The sequence below is a fragment of the Shewanella sp. 10N.286.54.B9 genome (assembly GCF_041468565.1).
Classification (GTDB): domain Bacteria; phylum Pseudomonadota; class Gammaproteobacteria; order Enterobacterales; family Shewanellaceae; genus Shewanella.
On the sequence record NZ_JBFRIY010000037.1, the window covers coordinates 97,934 to 117,728 of the forward strand.

Consider the following 19,795-nt stretch of genomic DNA (forward strand, 5'->3'; position numbering starts at 1 on the left):
GGAAGGGAATGATAGATTTTTTTTGGAACCTAGGTTCGTTTATCGTAGCACTGGGTATTTTGATCGCCGCGCATGAATATGGACACTTTTGGGTGGCTAGAAAGTGCGGCGTAAAAGTCGAGCGTTTCTCTATCGGTTTCGGTAAAGCTATTTGGCGTAAAACCGGACAAGATGGTACTGAGTACGTAATCGCGATGATCCCGCTCGGTGGCTATGTCAAGATGCTAGATGAGCGTGTTGATGACGTACCCGAAGAATTGAAAGAGCAAGCATTCAACCGCAAGGGAGTATGGCAACGCATTGCAATTGTCAGTGCTGGCCCCATAGCAAACTTCATTTTCGCTATTGTTGCACTATACGCAATGTATCTTATTGGTGTTCCCGCCATTAAACCTGTCATAGATTCAACCATCGCAGGATCTCCTGCCGCGCAAATTGTTGTCAAAGAGCCACTGCAAATCATGACTGTTGGTGGCCAAAAAGTGAAAGACTGGGAAGAGGTTAATCTGGCGCTTGCAGGCCACATAGGTAACCCACAAGTTGATATTTCAGTCGCTCCCCTGAATCGCCTAGAAGGGATAAATTCGAATGCACAGCAATATACATTAGATACTCGCGAGTGGAAATTCGATCCTGAAAAAGAGCTACCGATAACCGCTATCGGTTTGGGCATGTATCGTCCACAAATATTGCCAACGCTAGCAATGGTCAGTGACGATGGCGCTGCAGGGCTTGCTGGTATTAAAGTTGGCGATATTTTGGTTGCTATTGACGGAAAACGTTATAGTGAATGGCCGCGTTTTGTTGAAATTATTCAGCAATCGGCAAATAAAAGCGTTGATATCACCGTTAGGCGTGACGGTGAACAGCTCGTGATGAAGGTGACGCCTAAATCACGAGAAAGTGCTGATGGTGGCGTTGAGGGAGTGATAGGGGTTGCTCCTACCTTTGAACCTTGGCCAGATAATATGAAATTGCAGTTGGAATATGGTTTTTTTGACTCTTTTCCTGTTGCAGTGGATAAAACATGGCAACTTGTCTCCGTCAGCATTAAGATGATTGGCAAGTTATTAACTGGTGACGTGTCAGTTAAAAATCTGAGTGGGCCTATTTCTATTGCGCAAGGCGCAGGAAATAGTGCTAATGTCGGATTAGTTTACTTTTTAGGTTTCCTTGCGTTGATTAGCGTGAACTTGGGCATTATTAATCTTTTGCCTTTGCCAGTGCTAGATGGAGGACACCTTTTGTATTACTTCGTTGAAGTGATAACAGGCAGGCCTGTACCTGAAAAGGTTCAGGAAATTGGATTCAGATTTGGGGCAGCATTGCTGCTAATGTTGATGAGTGTAGCGCTCTTCAATGATTTTTCCCGACTCTGATCAGGGACAGACAAATAATTAGAAGTGCTCTATGAGATTGAATAAAATTTTTGCCTCGATGTTATTAGTCGGAGCGTCTTTTTCAGGGAACGGTTGGGCTGATACTTTTCAACCTTTTGAAGTAGCTGATATCCAAGTTGAAGGATTACAGCGAGTTGCACTCGGTGCGGCTCTGCTAAATCTACCTGTGAAGGTAGGTGATACTGTTGATCAATTAAAGTTGCAACAAGCAATTAAGAGCTTATATGCGTCAACGAACTTCGAAAAAATTGAAGTGTTGCGCGACGGCAATGTTTTGGTGGTTAAAGTCACTGAAAGGCCGACAATTAGCTCTGTTACCTTTGAAGGTAACAAAGATATTAAAGATGAACAGCTACAAGAAAGCCTCGATGGTTCCGGCGTTAAAATTGGTGAGTCTCTTGACCGCACCATGTTGTCTGGCATCGAAAAAGGTCTTCAAGATTTCTACTATGGCGTAGGTAAGTATGGCGCGAAAGTAAAAGCAGAAATCGTCAATTTGCCACGTAACCGTGTCGAGCTTAAATTCTCTTTTACTGAAGGCTTAGCTGCTGAGATTCGTCAAATCAACGTTGTTGGTAATAGCGAATTTAGTGACGAAGAGCTCATCGGTATGCTTGAGCTTAAAGACTACGTTGCATGGTGGGATCTATTTGGTGAACGTCGTTACCAAAAGCAAAAGCTGCAAGCGGATTTAGAAACCATTAAAACCTACTATCAAAACCGCGGTTATATTCGTTTTGATGTGACATCTACTCAGGTCGCGATGACACCAGACCGTAAAGGTCTGTATATTACGATTAATGTAGACGAAGGTGAGCAGTATAAGGTTAAAGACGTTAACCTTACTGGTGATTTGATGGGGCGTGAAGAGCTGTTACAAGCGATATTACCAATCAAAGAAGGTGATATGTATAACGGCGGCGATGTGACATTTACCGAAGAGATGTACGGTAAGTATCTAGGTCGTTACGGCTATGCATACCCTGAAGTGAAGACTTACCCTGAAATTGATGACGAAACTAAAGAAGTGACGTTAAATATCAATGTAAAACCCGGTAAGCGTGTCTACGTGCGTAATATCAATTTCACTGGTAACACAGTGACGAAAGATGAAGTTATGCGTCGTCAACTGCGTCAAATGGAAGGCGCATGGCTTAACTCTGCTCAAGTAGAGCTATCTAAGTCTAACTTAAACCGTCTGGGCTACTTTGAAACAGTTGATACTGAAACTGTACAAGTACCAGGTACTGACGATTTAGTTGATGTTGCCTTTAACGTTAAAGAGCAGCCGTCTGGTTCATTTAACGCTGGTGTGGGTTACGGTACTGAATCTGGGCTTAGTTTGCAGTTCGGTGTACAGCAAAGTAACTTCTTAGGTACCGGTAATCAAGCTGGTATAAACCTCAACACCAATAAGTATCAGAAAAACGTCAATCTATCGTTTACAGATCCATACTTCACAAAAGATGGTGTAAGTTTAGGCGGCAGTATCTATTGGAGTGAGTTTGATGCTGATGAAGCAAACCTAGAGGCCTATAAAAATAGCTCCTACGGTATTGCAATCAATTCAGGCTTTCCAATTAACGAATACAACCGCATAAACGGTGGCATTGGTTATCGTCATAACGAAATCTCAGAGATTTCGGCTTATGAACAAGCAGTTCGTTTTTATGATATTTACCGTGATTCTGATGACCCTAATGCAGGCTTAAGCTTTGATAACTTTGAGCTAAGTCTTGGTTGGTCACGCAGTAACTTGAACCGTGGCACCTTCCCATCAGATGGTTCGTCACAACGTCTAAATGGTAAGATGACGGTTCCAGGGTCTGACCTGCAGTACTTTAAGGCTGACTTTGACACTAACTTTTACTTCCCAATTAACCGCAGTCACAGCTTTGTTGTGTTAGCGCGTGGTCGTTTAGGTTACGGTAACGGTTATGGTCAGTTTAATGACAATGACCAAATTCTACCGTTCTGGGAGAACTATTACTCAGGTGGTAGTAGTTCATTACGGGGCTTTAAGTCTAACTCGGTTGGTCCACGTTCATTCTATTTATACCGTGGCAGCGAGCCTTGTTCACCAGATCCTTCTGGAACAGGTTGTACGCTACCAGGGGATCCTAACCGGATTCAAGTTAGCTCAGGTCGCTCAATTGGTGGTAACGCTATTGCAACAGCGAGTTTAGAGTTAATTGTACCTACGCCGTTCTTAGATGAAGCCTATACCAACTCTGTTCGTACAAGCTTCTTTGTGGATGCGGGTAACGTATGGGATACTGAGTTTGACTATGAGTCGTATCGTTATCTTCCAATTGAAGAGTTTAATAAACTTGAAGATTATAGCGATCCGAGTCGTATTCGTGCCTCTTGGGGCATGAGCGTGCAGTGGTTGTCGCCGATGGGACCTATGGTGTTTAGTCTTGCATGGCCAATCAAGGAATACGAGGATGATGAAACAGAGATCTTCTCGTTTAATATTGGTAAAACTTTCTAAAAATAATTTAAATGTAATCGGCAAGTTTTGCTGAGATAAAGGAGTTTGTTTTGAATAAGATGTTAAATCGCGCAATGATGGTTTTGGTTCTTTTAGGTGCACCATTGGTTGCGCACGCTGAAAAGATTGCAGTTGTAGACATGCAAGCTGTATTTGAACAGCTACCTCAACGCGAACAGGTTAACGAAACTTTAAAAGCAGAGTTTGGTGACCGTGTTGCCGCTGTACAAAAAATGCAAGAAGAGCTACGTGGTTTGCTTGAAAAGCAGCAGCGTGATGCGGCGCTGATGAGTGAGTCTCAAAAGACTGAAATGGTTCGTAAGATGGAATCAATGAAGGCTGAGCTGCAACTTAAAGGCAAAGCACTAGACGAAGATATGCGTCGTCGTAACGGTGAAGAGCAAAATAAATTACTTCTTGAAGTACAAAAGACAATCAATACAATTGCAGAAAAAGAGCAGTATGACATGGTGTTACAACGTGGTGCTGTTATCTACGTTAAGCCAACTGCTGACATCAGCAACAAGGTTGTTGAAGCTCTAGGTAAAGGCAAGTAAATAGATGACTAGCTATACTTTAAGAGTACTGGCTGACCATCTTAATGCAGATGTTCAAGGTGACGACTCCGTTGAAATATCAACGGTCGGCACTTTGGACAGTGCAGGTAAAGGTCAAATCTCTTTTTTGGCAAACTCAAAATACCGTTCACAGCTTGAAACTACAGCTGCATCGGCGATTTTGATGAGTCCGGCAGACGCTGAAGGGTTTGAAGGCAATGCCATTGTCTTGAAAGATCCCTATGTTGGTTTTGCCCGCATTGCACAATTCCTTGATACCACCCCAAAGGCGGCTGAAAATATTCACCCTTCTGCACAAATAGCAGCTTCTGCTATGCTAGGAGAGGATGTTGCTATTGGTGCAAATGCCGTTATTGGTGAAAATGTTGTTGTTGGTAACAATGTCCAAGTTGGCGCTGGTAGCGTTGTTGGACAAGACAGTGTTATTGGTTCTAACACATTATTATGGGCGAATGTGACTGTCTATCATGATGTGCATCTAGGTCAAGACTGTATTATTCATTCGGGTGCTATTATAGGCTCTGATGGATTTGGTTATGCCAATGAACGTGGACAGTGGATTAAAATACCACAAACAGGCGGCGTTCGAATTGGAGACCGTGTTGAGATTGGTGCCAATACTACCGTAGATCGTGGTGCGATAGATCATACCGAAATTCATGATGGTGTTATTGTAGATAACCAAGTTCAGATAGCGCACAACGATATTATTGGTGCTAATACCGCAATTGCGGGGAGTACAGTTGTTGCCGGTAGTGTCACTATTGGTAAGCACTGTATAATCGGCGGTAATTGCGCAATTTCAGGGCATCTCAGCATCTGTGATGGCGTGCATGTTACCGGCAGTACTAATATTACCAGTGTGATCCGTGAGCCTGGTGTTTATTCTTCTGCAACGGTTGCGATGGATAATAAACTGTGGCGTAAAAATACTGTTCGCTTTAGACAGCTTGATGGGCTGTTTCAGCGTGTTAAGAAGTTAGAAAACAACACAAAGTAAATGAATAGCTGCCTTGGGCAGGTTAAGGAATAAGTTTCGTGTCAAATCAATTGAATACAATGGATATCAAAGAGATCCTAAAGTTTTTGCCTCATAGATACCCATTTTTATTGATTGATAGAGTATTGGACTTCACCCCTGGTGAAACTTTACATGCTATCAAAAATGTCACCATTAATGAGCCATTCTTTCAGGGACACTTCCCGGTTCAACCAGTGATGCCAGGCGTATTGATTTTAGAGGCTATGGCGCAAGCTACTGGTCTTTTAGCATTCAAGACGATGAGTGATGCACCTTCGAATGATGCACTATATTATTTTGCAGGGATCGACAAAGCACGTTTTAAGCGTGTTGTAGAACCAGGCGATCAGTTGCATTTCGAAGTCAAAATGATTAAAGAGCGCCGTGGAATTGGCGTATTTACTGGCGAAGCCAAAGTGGATGGCGAGGTTGTTTGTTCAGCCGAAATAATGTGTGCACGGAGAGAGATTTCCAAGTGATCGATAAATTAGCTTACATCCATCCAGATGCCAAAATTGGCAATAATGTCACTATAGGTCCATGGACCTATATTGGCGCAAACGTAGAAATTGGTGATGATTGTTGGTTTAGTTCACACGTTGTTGTGAAAGGCCCAACAGTTATTGGCAAAGGTAATAAATTTTATCAATTCGCCTCAGTAGGTGAAGATTGTCAAGATAAGAAGTTTGCAGGTGAAGCAACACGTCTTATTATTGGTGATAATAACGTTATTCGTGAATCGGTAACGATACACCGTGGTACAACTCAAGATAATTGGGAAACCCGTATCGGTTCAAATAACCTATTTATGGCCTATGTGCATATCGCCCACGACTGTGTCGTTGGTAATAATGTTATTATGTCTAATAATGCTTCAATTGCTGGACATGTTCATGTCGGCGATTATGCCATTCTTGGCGGCATGACAGGTGTGCATCAGTTTGTAAAAATCGGCGCTCACGCATTTACAGCTGGCTATTCTTTAATTTTGAACGATGTGCCACCGTTTGTCATGGCTTCGGGTCAACCTGCAGTGCCAAGAGGCCTTAATAGTGAAGGTCTCAAACGCAGAGGTTTCAGTAAGGAATCTCAGCTTGCGGTTCGACGAGCTTATAAAACGCTTTACCGCAATGGTTTAACCGTTGAAGAAGCGGTTGAGCAGTTAAAGGAAGCGGCAGTCGATGATGAACAAGTTAAACTGTTGGTCGACTTTGTCGCATCTTCAAGTCGAGGCATAGTTCGATAGTGTTAATAAGAACCCGCTATCTAGCGGGTTTTTTCTTTATCAATCATCTTTAAAAATAGACTTTTTTTATGAGCCTAAACACTCCTCGTATATTCGCTATGGTCGCCGGAGAAATCTCGGGTGATATTCTTGGTGCTGGCTTGATTAAAGCGCTTAAGCAAAGCTATCCAGATGCACGCTTTGTCGGCATTGGCGGCCCACGCATGGACGCGCTTGGCTTTGAATCTCTATTCTCCTATGAAGAACTCGCCGTTATGGGAATTGTAGAGGTGCTTTCGCGTCTTCCTAGGTTGCTTAAAGTACGGTCAACGCTGATTGATGAAATTAGCCAACTTAAGCCAGACTGCTTTATTGGAATTGATGCTCCTGATTTTAATATAGGCCTCGAGTTAAAGCTTAAAGCTCGTGGCATAAAGACGGTTCATTATGTTAGTCCATCAGTATGGGCATGGCGGCCGAAGCGCATTTTTAAAATTGCGAAGGCAACCAATATGGTGCTGTCGCTATTGCCGTTTGAGAAAGCCTTTTACGATAAGTATCAAGTACCTTGTACCTTTGTTGGCCACACGTTAGCAGATGATATCCCGTTAGAAAGCAGTAAGGCTGAGGCTCGTGAACTACTTGGACTGGATGGCGAAGCTGAATATTTAGCTATCTTACCTGGATCTCGAGGTGGGGAGTTAAAAATGCTTGCAGAGCCTTTTGTGAAGGCGGCTAGCATCATTAAGCAGCGCTATCCCGATATCAAATTTGTCACACCACTGGTGAATGAAAAACGCCGCACCCAATTCGAGCAAGCACTGAGCGAGCATGCACCTGATTTAGAGATTCATTTAGTTGAAGGCCATTCTCGTGAAGTGATGGCAGCCGCCGACTGCATATTACTCGCATCAGGTACTGCCACGCTTGAAGCTATGTTGGTTAAAAGACCTATGGTTGTCGCTTATAGAGTTAGCCCAATCACCTATCGTATTGCTAAAGGTATGATGCTAACCAAACGCTATTCGCTGCCCAATTTGCTGGCCGATGACGATGTGGTTGAAGAATTGATCCAAGAGCATTGTACCGCGCAAAAAATAGCTGCTGCAGTATCTAGACAGCTTGATAGCGATTTCACCCCATTACATGATCGTTTCATGCAGATGCATATAGAGATCCGTCGTGATGCTAGTGCACGTGCAGCAGATGCGGTGGTTAAGCTAATAGAGGAACAAAACTAGTGGCCGTTTTTAAAGGTATAACCCAAGAGCAAATTGAATCGATCTGTATTGGACAATACGCTGGAGTTGACGAAGTTGGCCGCGGTCCTTTAGTAGGCAATGTGGTAACCGCTGCAGTTATATTAGATCCCAATAATCCGATTATTGGCCTTAACGATTCAAAAAAATTATCAGAGAAAAAGCGCGAATTGCTTTTCAATCAGATCCAAGAGAAAGCATTAAGTGTCAGCGTTGGCGCTGCTACGCCTATTGAAATTGATGAACTAAACATATTGCACGCCACTATGCTTGCAATGCAGCGTGCGGTTGCTGGGTTATCTATTAAGCCAAGCTCGGTATTGGTTGATGGTAATCGTTGTCCAGACTTTGGTATGCAAAGCCACGCAATCATTAAAGGTGATGGTCTTATCGATGCCATCAGCGCCGCTTCAATTATTGCTAAAGTGATCCGCGACCGTGAAATGGAGCAACTTGCACAGCAGTATCCTCAATATGGATTTGAGAAACACAAAGGTTACCCGACGAAGGCTCATTTTGAAGCATTAGCCAATTACGGCGTACTCGCTGAGCATCGCAAGAGTTTTCGTCCAGTACGGGAAGCGATGTAGAACTTGTCCTTTTTTTCAAACAATGCTCTAAGTGCATATACGGCATGATTGTCGCTAAAAATTTATCCATCCGTCACTTGGATTAGCGGTTTCGCTTGTTTGCTGCTAGTCCATGTTTTACTCTGTAAGATTGACTATTTGTCTTCATCTACCTAAAAGAAAGATACTCCAACTATGTCTGATCCTTTATTTGTGCATTTGCGCGTCCATAGTGACTTTTCAATGTCTGATGGACTGTCCAAGGTAAAACCAATTCTCGCTAAAGTGAGCGAACTTGGCATGCCTGCAGTGGCGCTGACGGATCAGACCAATATGTGTGGACTGGTAAAGTTCTATGGCGGTTGCCATGGTGCCGGAATCAAGCCCATTATCGGTACCGAATTTTGGGTACAAGTCCCTGGTGTCGACGAGCTCTGCTCAATCACTGCCATAGCGATGAATAATGAAGGCTATTCGAGTCTTACATTACTTATCAGTGATGCCTATCTTCGTGGCCATATTGACGATAGAGCAGTTATTGATCATGAGTGGTTAGCCAAATATAACGACGGTTTAATTTTACTTTCTGGTGGCCGTCATGGTGATGTTGGCCGCGCGTTACTTAAAGAGAATCAGGCACAGGTTGACTCCTTAATAGAGTTTTATCAAACCCATTTCCCAGATCGCTATTACCTAGAGTTATTACGTACTGGGCGCCCAGATGAAGAGCGCTACTTACATATGGCTGTAGAGCTGGCACAAGCTAAAGATTTGCCAGTAGTCGCCACCAACCAAGTGGTATTTAATAAGCCTGAGCAATTTGAAGCACACGAGATCCGTGTGGCTATTTCAGATGGTTTTACATTAGCCGATCCTCGCCGTCCTAAAAAATATAGCGACCAGCAGTATTTTAAGAGTAGCGAGGAGATGTGTGAGCTGTTTGAGGATATTCCAGAAGCGATACAGAACACGGTTGAAATTGCTAAGCGTTGTAATGTCACTGTGCGTTTGAATGAATATTTTTTGCCTAACTTTCCCACAGGCGATTTATCTATTGAAGACTTTTTGGTTGATGTGTCAGAGAAAGGGTTAGAAGAGCGCTTAGAGTTTTTATTCCCCGATGCAGAGGTTAGAGCTGAGAAGCGGCCAGAATACGACGAACGCTTGGATATTGAGCTTAAAGTAATTAACGAGATGGGCTTCCCCGGTTACTTCCTCATCGTGATGGAATTTATCCAGTGGGGTAAGGATAACGATATTCCTATTGGCCCAGGTCGAGGTTCGGGTGCTGGCTCATTAGTAGCCTATGCACTGAAAATTACCGATCTCGACCCACTAGAATATGATCTACTGTTCGAGCGATTTTTGAATCCTGAACGTGTTTCTATGCCGGATTTCGATGTCGATTTTTGTATGGATCGCCGAGATGAGGTTATTGACCATGTGGCAGACTTGTACGGCCGAGATGCGGTATCGCAGATTATTACTTTCGGTACCATGGCGGCCAAAGCAGTAATACGAGACGTGGGACGTGTTCAAGGGCACCCTTATGGTTTTGTTGACCGTATCTCAAAAATGGTGCCAGCAGAACCCGGTATGACCTTGGCAAAGGCCTTTGAGGTCGAACCAGCGTTGCAAGAATCCTATGACGGCAGCGAGGAGGTGAAAGACCTCATCGACATGTGCCGCATATTGGAAGGCGTAACGCGTAACGCGGGTAAGCATGCTGGTGGTGTTGTTATTGCGCCGACCAAAATTACTGATTTCTCTCCTATTTACTGTGACTCGGAAGGGCTTAACCCGGTTACTCAGTTTGATAAAAACGATGTAGAAACCGCAGGTTTGGTTAAGTTCGATTTCTTAGGTCTAAGAACGCTGACCATTATTGATTGGGCGTTGCAGATGGTTAACGCCGTTAAAGACAAGAATGGTGAAGATCGTGTGCGAATTGAGTCTATTTCGCTGACAGACCCTAAGTGTTTTAAGTTACTACAGCGCTACGAAACGACGGCGGTATTTCAGCTGGAATCCCGGGGTATGAAGGATTTGATTAAGCGCCTTCAGCCTGACTGCTTTGAAGATATGATTGCACTAGTAGCACTGTTTAGACCCGGTCCTTTGCAGTCTGGCATGGTAGATAACTTCATTGAGCGTAAGCATGGTCGCGAAGAAGTTTCTTACCCTGATGCAGAGTACCAGCACGAATCATTGAAAGAATTACTGTCGCCAACCTACGGCATTATTTTGTACCAAGAGCAGGTGATGCAGATTGCCCAGGTATTGGCTGGTTATACCTTGGGTGGGGCGGATATGCTGCGTCGTGCTATGGGTAAGAAAAAGCCAGAAGAGATGGCAAAGCAGCGCGGAACGTTTGAAGAGGGCTCAATTAAGAACGGCGTTGATGGCCCACTATCGATGAAGATTTTCGATTTGGTGGAAAAATTTGCGGGTTATGGATTTAACAAGTCTCACTCTGCTGCTTACGCATTGGTATCCTACCAAACACTATGGTTAAAGACCCATTACCCGTCGCAGTTTATGGCCGCGGTGATGTCAGCTGATATGGATAACACCGACAAGATTGTTACCTTAGTTGATGAGTGTGAACGTATGGGCTTGCCGCTTATCCCACCCGATGTCAATAAGGGGTTATTTAGGTTTACTGTTGATGAAGATCTTAATATTGTCTACGGCATCGGTGCGGTTAAAGGGGTAGGTGAAGGCCCAGTGGACTCGATACTACAGGCTAGAAAAGATGGTCCATTTACCGATTTGTTTGATTTTTGTGCTCGAATTGACCTTAAAAAGCTTAATCGCCGCGTGATTGAAAAGTTAATTTGTGCCGGCGCGCTTGATAATCTTGGCCCGCATCGAGCGTCATTGGTGGCAACATTACCAGAAGCTATTCGCGCGGCGGATCAGCATGCTAAAGCGGAAGCCTTAGGTCAACACGATATGTTTGGCTTGCTCAATAGCGAGCCAGAAGATGATAAACAACAATTCGTAGATTGCACGCCTTGGCCTGACAAAGTCTGGCTAGAAGGGGAGCGCGACACGCTTGGTTTGTATTTAACTGGCCACCCGATTAATCAGTATCTCAAAGAGCTTAAGCATTACACCTCTGGTCGGCTGAAAGATGTTCATCCAACAGAGCGTGGTAAAACCATGAAAGCGGCTGGGCTCGTGGTAGCAACACGAGTCATGATGACCAAACGTGGTGCTAAAATGGGCTTGGTGACATTGGACGATAAGAGTGCACGTTTAGAGGTGATGCTATTTACCGAAGCGTTTGAGAAGTTTAATCACTTGCTTGAAAAAGATCGTATTTTGATTATTGAAGGCGAAGTTAGCTTCGATGACTTCTCCGGCGGTAATCGTATGACTGCGCGTAATATTATTGATATGGGCGAAGCGCGCAGCCACTTTGCAAATGCGGTTGAAGTTGACCTGCAGTCAACAGAGGTTGATGGAGATTGGTTAAACCGTTTTCAGGCAGCAGTTGAACCATGGAAAAATGGCGCTGTACCAGTGTTAATCAATTACGCCCAGCCAGAAACTAAAGCGCAGTTTGCACTGGGTGATGAATGGCGGGTGAACCCAACCGATGATTTAATGTTGGCGCTTGAGTCGCTAACAGGCTCAAACAAAGTTCGGATAGTCTTTTAAGTTATGGATATTGCACAGCTGATCCAACGTTGTATCGACGAGTTACCATCGATTGAGCTAAGCCAAAAGCCCCGTAAAGTTGTGCTGGCTTATAGTGGTGGCGTCGATTCAGAGATCTTAGCACAAGGTTTGTCGTTGTTTGCCAAGCAACAGCCACAGTTTGAATATCAGTTGCTGCATGTTCATCATGGTTTGAGTGTTAACGCCAATCGTTGGGCGTTACATTGCCAAGCGCAGGCTGCTAAATATCAGTTACCTTGCTCTGTAGTCCATGTCGAGGTGAAACTGGCACCAAGGGTCAGTGTTGAAGCCGCTGCACGTTTGGTGCGTTATCAAGCACTAACAGCACAGATGGACGCTGCTGATATTCTAATGACAGCTCATCATCAAGATGATCAACTCGAAACTATTTTACTGGCTTTAAAGCGCGGACTAGGCCCAAAAGGTCTATCAGCGATGGGCAGGGTACAGCCATTCGATAAAGATAAGTGGTTGATACGCCCACTACTTGATATGAAAAAAACGGATGTTGAAGCTTACGCCAGCAAACATCACATTACTCATATTCAAGATGAGAGTAATTTTGATGAAAAATATGATAGAAACTTTCTACGTCAATCTATCATTCCTGCCTTAAAGCAGCGTTGGAGTGCCATTGCTGCAACAGCGAGTCGCAGTGCCGAGTTATGTGCGATGCAACAAAGTGTTGTTGATGAGGAGATGGCAACGCGATTGCCCTCAATTCAGAGTCGGCAAGAGGGTGAGTCGGTTATTGAGCTCGCGGCATTAGCTGAGTATTCTGCAGCTTGGCAAGCGCTACTGCTGCGAGGCCACATGGAACAATTAGGGTTTGCGCCACCTTCTAAAGTACAAGTACAACAAATTCTTAGCCAATTGCTCGATGCTAAAGCTGATGCCAATATTGATATAAAGTTAGCTGACGTTGTCATAAAGCGCTTTAAAGGCGCAGGTTACTTTCTAACGCTGACTAAAGAGGTGCCATTGAGCAAGATCACAGTGTCATCAATCGATGAAATCCTCGAACAGGGAATTAGCTGTGGTACTGAGAAACGGGTTAACGCGAGTCTGGCTTTAGGGGCTGGGGTGCGTTTACCACGTGCAGATGAAAAGGTGACTATTGAGTTTGCTTTGCCAGGAAGTACTCGTTGTCAGCCGCATAATCGCAATAAAGGTCGCGAATTGAAGAAATTATGGCAGGAGTTTGCCGTACCGCCGTGGGCAAGAGCTAAAGTACCGCTATTGTGCTACAACGGTAAATTGGTATGTGCCATCGGTTACTGGAATGAAAAAGCCTATCTGTGCTCCGAGAGTGAGCAAGGGCTGTCGTTTACCGCTAATTAATTACTTAAATTAATTAGCAATCTTTTGGCTGATAGATACTGTAGCACTGTCTGCCCATCGCTTTGGCTTGATAAAGAGCACTATCTGATTTTTGGTATAAACTCTGCTCAGAATCATTGTTAGCCCACTGGGCAATACCTAAACTGGTTCGAACCTGATAACTCTCTATATTTGCAAGTTGCTCCAAGGCGCTCAAAATTCTTTCACACAGGATCGCAGCCGCTTGTGCATCACCTTGCACTAAAATTGTGAACTCATCACCGCCAATTCTAAAGGCTTGATCAGTATCTCTTATTACCCGATTAAGCAGTTTGGCAAAAGAGACCAATGCTTCATCGCCTAACTGATGCCCAAAGCGATCGTTAAGTTGCTTAAAGTTATCGAGATCTAAGGTGACTAATGAAAAAGTACTGTGGTTTCGCTCTGCGCGAGCGATCTCTTTTTTTATCTGTTCAAGATAATAGTGGCGATTTCCTAGCTGAGTCAGCGCGTCAAACATTGCTTGTTTGGATATCTCTTGAAACTGAATCGCGTTGAACAAGGGTTGTAATACCAGTTCTTGTAGTTGATTCAAACGCTGAGCTTGCGACGGCACTAAAGGCGCTTTTAGGTTATAGTTAACCGTAACCATAGTGTCAGCCAGCGTTAGATGCTGCTCAATCGAGTAACCGCCTTGGCGTCCCCATTGAAAGTGATATTGCTTATAACTGAGTTGCACCCCATGGAGCGGCAAATATTGCCCCATGATTTTGCCGAAGCAGGCAAATACTGTCCGCGGGTCTAAATGTTGGTGCAGTTGTTGGATGATGGGGACAAGATTAAGATCTACCGGGTAGGCCGACTCTAGATCAGCTTCAACGCGATACTCGTTAGGAAAAAGCTCGGTCGCTAGGCCAAATTCCATGTACTCAACTCCAAATAAATTAGCGGTATTACTAATCTTTAAATAAGCACTAATCGTGCCAACAGCTCGTTTTTTATTTGTTATCTTTATTAATCATAGGTTTACCTTGGTGTTTTAGGCGTTAAAACTTGAGGCGACTGTTTTTTGACAAACAGCGAAGTGGCGCTATTTCGGCAACACGGAAAAATCGTAAAACCTCATATGAAATTGACAAATTTTGCTGTTGTAATTACCAATTAGTGTTTCACTTTTAAATGCTTAATCGTTTCTTTGGCTTGTAGTACAAGTATTATTCTTTATGATAAATAGATGCGTTAAACCCAAGCTTAAAAATTCACATTGTCCCTAGGAGTACATTGAGCACATGGAACACAGCTTTTTAATCCAAATACTGCTTATGTTAGTGGTCGCCATTGTCTCTATTGCCATTTTAAGGCGGGCGGGATTACCGGCGATTTTGGCATACTTAATGACAGGGATAATTAGTGGCCCGAGTGGTTTCCATTGGTTTACCCAGCATCAGATGCAGTCGGTTGCAGAGCTTGGGGTGGTGCTGCTGATGTTTAGCCTTGGGCTTGAGTTTTCTCTGCCGAGGCTTTGGGCGATGCGTAGAACCGTATTTGGTTTAGGCAGTGCTCAGGTGCTGGTGACTGCTGCGCTGAGCATGGTCATCGCTCTGTTATGTAATTTGACTGTGACCGAATCAATTGTTGTAGGCTCGGCCATTGCGCTATCTTCGACAGCAATTGTGCTTAAACTGCTTAATGAACAAGGCTGGCTGCGACGCCGCCATGGTGAGCTGTCAGTCAGTGTGCTGTTGTTTCAAGATATTGCCGTTGTTCCCCTATTAATCCTACTGCCGCTGCTCGCAAGCGATGGTGCACCTCTATTATTAAGTGATGTAGCCTATGCGTTATTAAAAGGCATATTGGCTTTCATTGCGCTAATGGCTTTTGGCAAATGGGCGTTGCCAAGACTATTCGATGAAGTGGCGCGTTCTCGTTCAAATGAGTTATTTGTATTGTCGACTTTGGTTGTAGCGTTAGTCACTGGTGCTATTACCCAGTGGCTAGGCTTATCGATGGCGTTAGGTGCATTTATGGCGGGGATGCTCTTGGGGGAAAGCCAATACCGCCGGCAATTAGAGGCCGATATTCGCCCTTTTAGAGACTTACTGATGGGGCTGTTTTTTATCTCCATCGGTATGTTGCTCGATTTTCAACTCGTCGCGCAGTATTGGTGGCAGATCATCATACTGTTAATTGCAGTAATCTTAGGTAAAGCGTTAGTCATTTTTTCGTTACTTAAACTTGCTAAAGAGTCATTTAGGGTCTCTGTGTCAACAGCCTTAAGCTTGGCGCAGGTCGGTGAATTTAGCTTTGTTGTGCTAGCGCTTGCAGTTAACTATCAATTATTGGATGTGAAAACTAGTACCACATTAGTTATGGTTGCGGTGTTATCAATGGCACTTGCTCCTTGGCTTGTTCGCCATAGTGTAGACATAGCAAGAATGCTACAAGGGTTAAAACCTAAGCCTGAAAAAAGTGAACCGATTGCCGTTGGTGCTGATGTTGCCGATGATATGGTGCTTATTCTTGGCTATGGCCGCGTTGGGCAAACGATAGCAAGGTTTATGAAAACCGAGGCGATACCCTATCTTGTACTCGATTTAGATCCCAAACGTGTCTCTGAGGCCAGAACGGCGGGAGAGCCGGTATACTTTGGTGACGTGTGCAAACGCAGTATTCTCAAACAAGCGCACGTGCGCCATGCAAAATTGATCGTTATTACCTTTAGTAGTGAACGAATATTGGAGGAGGTGCTGCCTCTATGCCGTCAGTTGGCGCCAGAGGCTAAAATTTTGGTACGTACTCGCGATGACTCGGGCATGGAGGAGTTAGAGGAGGCTGGGGCTAGCCAAGTTATTCCAGAAACCCTAGAGGGCAGCTTAATGCTGGTTTCTCAAGTGCTCTATCAATGTGGCGTGCCGCTCGCAAGGATCCTAAAACGTTTGGAATCAGAGCGACGCAACCATTATCAATATTTACATGGTTTCTTCTCAGGGGCTGAAACAGATTTTACCCTTGAATTGCTTCATGCCGTGTCATTACCTAAAGGGGCCAATGCCGTAGGGCTGACGTTGGCAGATATCCCCTGGGAAAAGCTTCGAGTTGAACTGCGTGCAGTTCGCCGGGCGGGCGCTGAAGTTGATAATCCTGAACTGGACTGGCAGATTAAACCGGGTGATATTCTAATATTGCTTGGAAAGCCTCGACGAATAGAAAAGGCGGAAACCTTTTTACTACAAGGTTAACAGAGATAATAAGGACGTTATTTTGCACAAGATAATTTTTATACTGCTACTGCCATTGATGTTTATTCAAGGTCGACGAGTAAAGAAGAATACGCCGAAGTTACCTGAGGCCGGCGGTGATCGCAGCGGTTGTTTGGGAGAAGGACCCGCGGTCTCCCTGTTAGTGTTAGGTGATTCAGCTGCCGCCGGCGTGGGCGTTGAGCAGCAAAAGGATGCCTTAAGCGGTACTATCAGTTCAGGTTTATCGGCTCATTTTGAGGTGTCGTGGCAGCTTATTGCTAAGTCTGGTGCTAACACTGCACAGACCCTTAAAATGCTCAATAAGAGATATAATGAGCAAGCATTTGAGTTCGATATCGTGGTGGTGTCACTTGGGGTTAATGATGTACTAAGTCCATTATCGGCGCGGGAGTGGTTGCAACAACAGCTAGAACTCATAGCGTTTCTTACCCAAAGCGTTAACTGCCGTAAACTGATATTAACTCAAGTCCCACCTATGGGAAGCTTTCCTGCTTTGCCGCAACCTTTACGTTGGTTTCTTGGTAAGCGTAGTGATGAGTTTAATGGCTTGTTGAGACAACTTTCTAAGTCTGAACCTTTTATCTTGTTAGATTTTGGCTCAAAGCCAGAACCTGCGCAGATGGCCAGTGATGGTTTCCATCCTGGCGAACTCATCTATCAACATTGGGGTGACAGTATTGTTGAGGCCATTGGTGACACTGTTATGCCGAAATAGCCCGCTAATACCATTTGGTTCTTAAATGAGGGAGTTATTTATTCTCTCAATGATCAATGAGACTGAATATTGAAAAAGGACTTTATTTCATCAATTTGGCACATGGCATCTTGGTAACCTAGCTCTATTAACGCACTGCAATATCCCTGCTCGAATAATAGGTATGAGCCAACACTCGAGTCTGAGTGTTCATTGATCCCCAGTGCTTTCATCATCATTCTGATCGCAAATGGCATATCTTGAAAGTAGCGTGATGCGATAACACTTAAATCTTCACTTGGTTTAATGACTAAGGTCTCAATCTGTTTCAAAGCCAGCTTTTGTCGGCTCTCTTCAGGAATGAGTGATAAAGTACTGTTAATCCGCTCAAGTCGTTCTAGATCGCTGTTTAAGGTGTCTGAAAATATCGTGTCGAGCAGGTGACCTGCAATGGTTGCAGTTTTAGGATGATGATCAAGTTCCTTTGGTTGAGCCTTATGGGGGCTTTCCAAATTGATCACCATGATCTTATCTGCACCAAGGTGAATCGGGCTGCTCAATGGCGCAAGCTGATGCACCGAGCCATCGCCATAATATTCTTGTTTAAGACGCACAGACGGGAATATCAACGGAATGGCAGAGCTTGCTAATAGGTGTTCGGTGTTTAAGCGAGTGCGCTGACCGCTTCGACGTGCACGTTGCCAGTCATCTATAAGTGGATTACCTTGAAAGAAGGTGACTGAGCGAGAGTTGTTATAACAAGAGGTATCTAGGCTTACAGCATCTAGCGCACCACTACTAATATTTCGCCCTATGCGCTCAAAACTAATTAAGTCGTTCAGTAGCCCTCGTAAAGGCTCACTATTAAATAAACTGCCGGCACTGTGAGAGGCACCATCGCTTTGCACTCCTTTTAATGCCATTTTACTTAGGTGCTTAACCACGCCGCCAATAGAAGCTTGATAGACTTTTTTTGCGTGAATATGGCGCCAAACCCATTCCAGTTTTCGCACGCCTAAATGAAAGCAAGAGGCGTGAGTTGCAATAGAGGTTGCGTTAATTGCGCCGGCGGAAGTACCGCAAACAATCTTGAAGGGGATCCCTTGGTTACGGGGATAAAACTGTACAATCGCTTTAAGAACGCCTATTTGGTATGCCGCTCTTGCGCCACCGCCACCCAATACTAATGCAATTTTATCTGGCAAATTGGCGTTCCTTATCATTTGAAAAGTAAAACTAATTTAAAAATACTGCTTAATTCAGAATATGTGAGAGTTGCTTTATGTACAAGCCTTAAACCAAATTTAGTGATGAGTTTAATTGGCTGTTATTTTATGGCGCTGATTTGAATTTTGCGGAGTTTGCGCTGTGATACGACACCGTTTAGTTAGGGGGAAAGTTCCATCTAACACAAAAACCTTACAGAAAACCTAGTTAATAAGTCTATGTTTCTGCTAGGAGCTAAGGAGCTTTTTACGCAATGGATAAGACTATCTATTTGTAATTAAAGTGTTAAATCTCGAGTGTGCCGAATAGGTGCATAATCGTGGCGAGTTGATAATAAAAGGCAATGGAGTAGACTAAAAAAATGTACATATGAGGGATCGAACATGTTACAGCCACTAAAAATAATAATAGCTGATGACCATCCATTATTTAGACAAGCATTGGTCAATATCTTAACCACTCATTTTGAAAATGTGAGTTTGTTTGAAGCGGAATCAGTTGCCGAACTTGATGAAGTATTAAAGCAGCATGATGCAGACTTATTGCTGCTGGATCTCAATATTCCCAAAGCGCATGGCTTTAATACATTAGTGAATATTCGCAATTGTCATGCGCAAATGGGGGTTGTTGTTATCTCGGGGCAGGAAGATAAAGTCACCGTCAGTAAGAGTATGTCGTTTGGTGCGGCAGGATTTATTCCTAAATCGACAGCCGTTGAGGTGATGGTTAGTGCGATTAAGTCAGTATTAGCAGGTCAGCAGTGGGTACCTGCAGGTTGCAGCAATTTTGAAGCGATAGAAGCCGATAGTATGACCAGTAAAATTGTTAGCCTTTCGCCTAGACAGCACAGCATCTTGATGATGTTTGCTGATGGTTTACTCAATAAGCAAATCGCTTACGAATTAGGCCTTTCTGAAGCAACGATTAAGGCCCATGCGAGTGCCATATTTTTAAAACTTGGGGTGCATACCCGCACCCAAGCAGTGATTGCCATGAACGAACTGCAGCTTGAAAAAACACCTCTTATTGCTTGATTTTAGCCGCTAGCTACAGTGTTAACC

The 19,795-nt window shown here is 44.0% G+C and carries 15 protein-coding genes; 13 read left to right on the plus strand and 2 right to left on the minus strand.

Annotation, left to right across the window (positions count from 1 at the left end; all coding sequences use genetic code 11):
• Positions 1-8: 8 nt before the first annotated feature.
• The 10 genes from rseP (at position 9) to tilS (ending at position 13,574) form a co-directional block, all read left to right on the plus strand.
• Positions 9-1,379, plus strand: coding sequence for a sigma E protease regulator RseP (rseP, locus tag AB4135_RS13540; protein ID WP_371993650.1), 1,371 nt, complete (start codon positions 9-11; stop codon positions 1,377-1,379).
• Between the two features lie 31 nt (positions 1,380-1,410).
• A complete protein-coding gene (gene bamA / locus AB4135_RS13545; protein ID WP_371993652.1) occupies positions 1,411-3,894 on the plus strand; it encodes an outer membrane protein assembly factor BamA in 2,484 nt (827 codons plus the stop codon).
• A gap of 59 nt (positions 3,895-3,953) precedes the next feature.
• On the plus strand, positions 3,954-4,451 hold the full coding sequence (locus AB4135_RS13550; RefSeq protein ID WP_371993712.1) for an OmpH family outer membrane protein: 498 nt from the start codon (positions 3,954-3,956) through the stop codon (positions 4,449-4,451).
• Between the two features lie 4 nt (positions 4,452-4,455).
• Complete coding sequence (gene lpxD, locus AB4135_RS13555) at positions 4,456-5,472, plus strand: UDP-3-O-(3-hydroxymyristoyl)glucosamine N-acyltransferase (RefSeq protein ID WP_371993654.1); 1,017 nt, start codon at positions 4,456-4,458, stop codon at positions 5,470-5,472.
• A 38-nt stretch (positions 5,473-5,510) separates the two neighbouring features.
• Positions 5,511-5,972 carry a 3-hydroxyacyl-ACP dehydratase FabZ gene (fabZ, locus tag AB4135_RS13560; protein ID WP_044555987.1) on the plus strand — a complete coding sequence of 154 codons (462 nt, stop codon included), beginning with the start codon at positions 5,511-5,513 and terminating at the stop codon, positions 5,970-5,972.
• Positions 5,969-6,739: an acyl-ACP--UDP-N-acetylglucosamine O-acyltransferase gene (gene lpxA, locus AB4135_RS13565; RefSeq protein ID WP_371993656.1), complete on the plus strand. Its 771-nt coding sequence runs from the start codon at positions 5,969-5,971 to the stop codon at positions 6,737-6,739. The genes fabZ and lpxA overlap by 4 nt, the downstream gene beginning before the upstream one ends.
• A 68-nt stretch (positions 6,740-6,807) precedes the next feature.
• Positions 6,808-7,959, plus strand: a complete 1,152-nt coding sequence (lpxB, locus tag AB4135_RS13570) for a lipid-A-disaccharide synthase (RefSeq protein WP_371993658.1) — start codon at positions 6,808-6,810, stop codon at positions 7,957-7,959.
• On the plus strand, positions 7,959-8,567 hold the full coding sequence (gene rnhB / locus AB4135_RS13575) for a ribonuclease HII (protein ID WP_371993660.1): 609 nt from the start codon (positions 7,959-7,961) through the stop codon (positions 8,565-8,567). The genes lpxB and rnhB overlap by 1 nt, the downstream gene beginning before the upstream one ends.
• Positions 8,568-8,741: 174 nt before the next feature.
• The gene (gene dnaE / locus AB4135_RS13580) at positions 8,742-12,212 is read left to right on the plus strand and encodes a DNA polymerase III subunit alpha (protein ID WP_371993661.1); all 3,471 of its coding nucleotides are present in this window, start codon (positions 8,742-8,744) and stop codon (positions 12,210-12,212) included.
• Positions 12,213-12,215: 3 nt separating this feature from the next.
• Positions 12,216-13,574 carry a tRNA lysidine(34) synthetase TilS gene (gene tilS, locus AB4135_RS13585; RefSeq protein WP_371993663.1) on the plus strand — a complete coding sequence of 453 codons (1,359 nt, stop codon included), beginning with the start codon at positions 12,216-12,218 and terminating at the stop codon, positions 13,572-13,574.
• Positions 13,575-13,587: 13 nt separating this feature from the next.
• On the opposite strand, the gene AB4135_RS13590 is transcribed toward tilS, so the two are convergent.
• Positions 13,588-14,478 (minus strand): GGDEF domain-containing protein, encoded by an 891-nt coding sequence (locus AB4135_RS13590; RefSeq protein ID WP_371993665.1) that lies wholly within the window; start codon positions 14,476-14,478, stop codon positions 13,588-13,590.
• A 364-nt stretch (positions 14,479-14,842) separates the two neighbouring features.
• Here AB4135_RS13590 and AB4135_RS13595 point away from each other — a divergent pair, with 364 nt between their 5' ends.
• Positions 14,843-16,792 (plus strand): monovalent cation:proton antiporter-2 (CPA2) family protein, encoded by a 1,950-nt coding sequence (locus tag AB4135_RS13595; RefSeq protein ID WP_371993667.1) that lies wholly within the window; start codon positions 14,843-14,845, stop codon positions 16,790-16,792.
• Between the two features lie 22 nt (positions 16,793-16,814).
• Entirely contained in the window at positions 16,815-17,528 is a 714-nt protein-coding gene (locus AB4135_RS13600; protein ID WP_371993668.1) for an SGNH/GDSL hydrolase family protein, read from the plus strand.
• A gap of 53 nt (positions 17,529-17,581) precedes the next feature.
• Here the strand turns inward: AB4135_RS13600 and AB4135_RS13605 are convergent, their stop codons facing one another.
• Entirely contained in the window at positions 17,582-18,712 is a 1,131-nt protein-coding gene (locus tag AB4135_RS13605; protein WP_371993670.1) for a patatin-like phospholipase family protein, read from the minus strand.
• 405 nt (positions 18,713-19,117) lie between these two features.
• Between AB4135_RS13605 and AB4135_RS13610 the strand changes: the two genes are divergently transcribed.
• Entirely contained in the window at positions 19,118-19,768 is a 651-nt protein-coding gene (locus AB4135_RS13610; protein WP_371993672.1) for a response regulator, read from the plus strand.
• Positions 19,769-19,795: the final 27 nt, after the last annotated feature.

What these genes read in the sequence shown, in the direction of transcription:
- rseP (WP_371993650.1), top strand. Translation starts at nt 9, where the DNA reads ATGATAGATTTTTTTTGGAACCTAGGTTCGTTTATCGTAGCACTGGGT.
- bamA (WP_371993652.1), top strand. Translation starts at nt 1,411, where the DNA reads ATGAGATTGAATAAAATTTTTGCCTCGATGTTATTAGTCGGAGCGTCT.
- AB4135_RS13550 (WP_371993712.1), top strand. Translation starts at nt 3,954, where the DNA reads ATGTTAAATCGCGCAATGATGGTTTTGGTTCTTTTAGGTGCACCATTG.
- lpxD (WP_371993654.1), top strand. Translation starts at nt 4,456, where the DNA reads ATGACTAGCTATACTTTAAGAGTACTGGCTGACCATCTTAATGCAGAT.
- lpxB (WP_371993658.1), top strand. Translation starts at nt 6,808, where the DNA reads ATGAGCCTAAACACTCCTCGTATATTCGCTATGGTCGCCGGAGAAATC.
- dnaE (WP_371993661.1), top strand. Translation starts at nt 8,742, where the DNA reads ATGTCTGATCCTTTATTTGTGCATTTGCGCGTCCATAGTGACTTTTCA.
- tilS (WP_371993663.1), top strand. Translation starts at nt 12,216, where the DNA reads ATGGATATTGCACAGCTGATCCAACGTTGTATCGACGAGTTACCATCG.
- AB4135_RS13590 (WP_371993665.1), bottom strand. Translation starts at nt 14,478, where the DNA reads ATGGAATTTGGCCTAGCGACCGAGCTTTTTCCTAACGAGTATCGCGTT.
- AB4135_RS13595 (WP_371993667.1), top strand. Translation starts at nt 14,843, where the DNA reads ATGGAACACAGCTTTTTAATCCAAATACTGCTTATGTTAGTGGTCGCC.
- AB4135_RS13610 (WP_371993672.1), top strand. Translation starts at nt 19,118, where the DNA reads ATGTTACAGCCACTAAAAATAATAATAGCTGATGACCATCCATTATTT.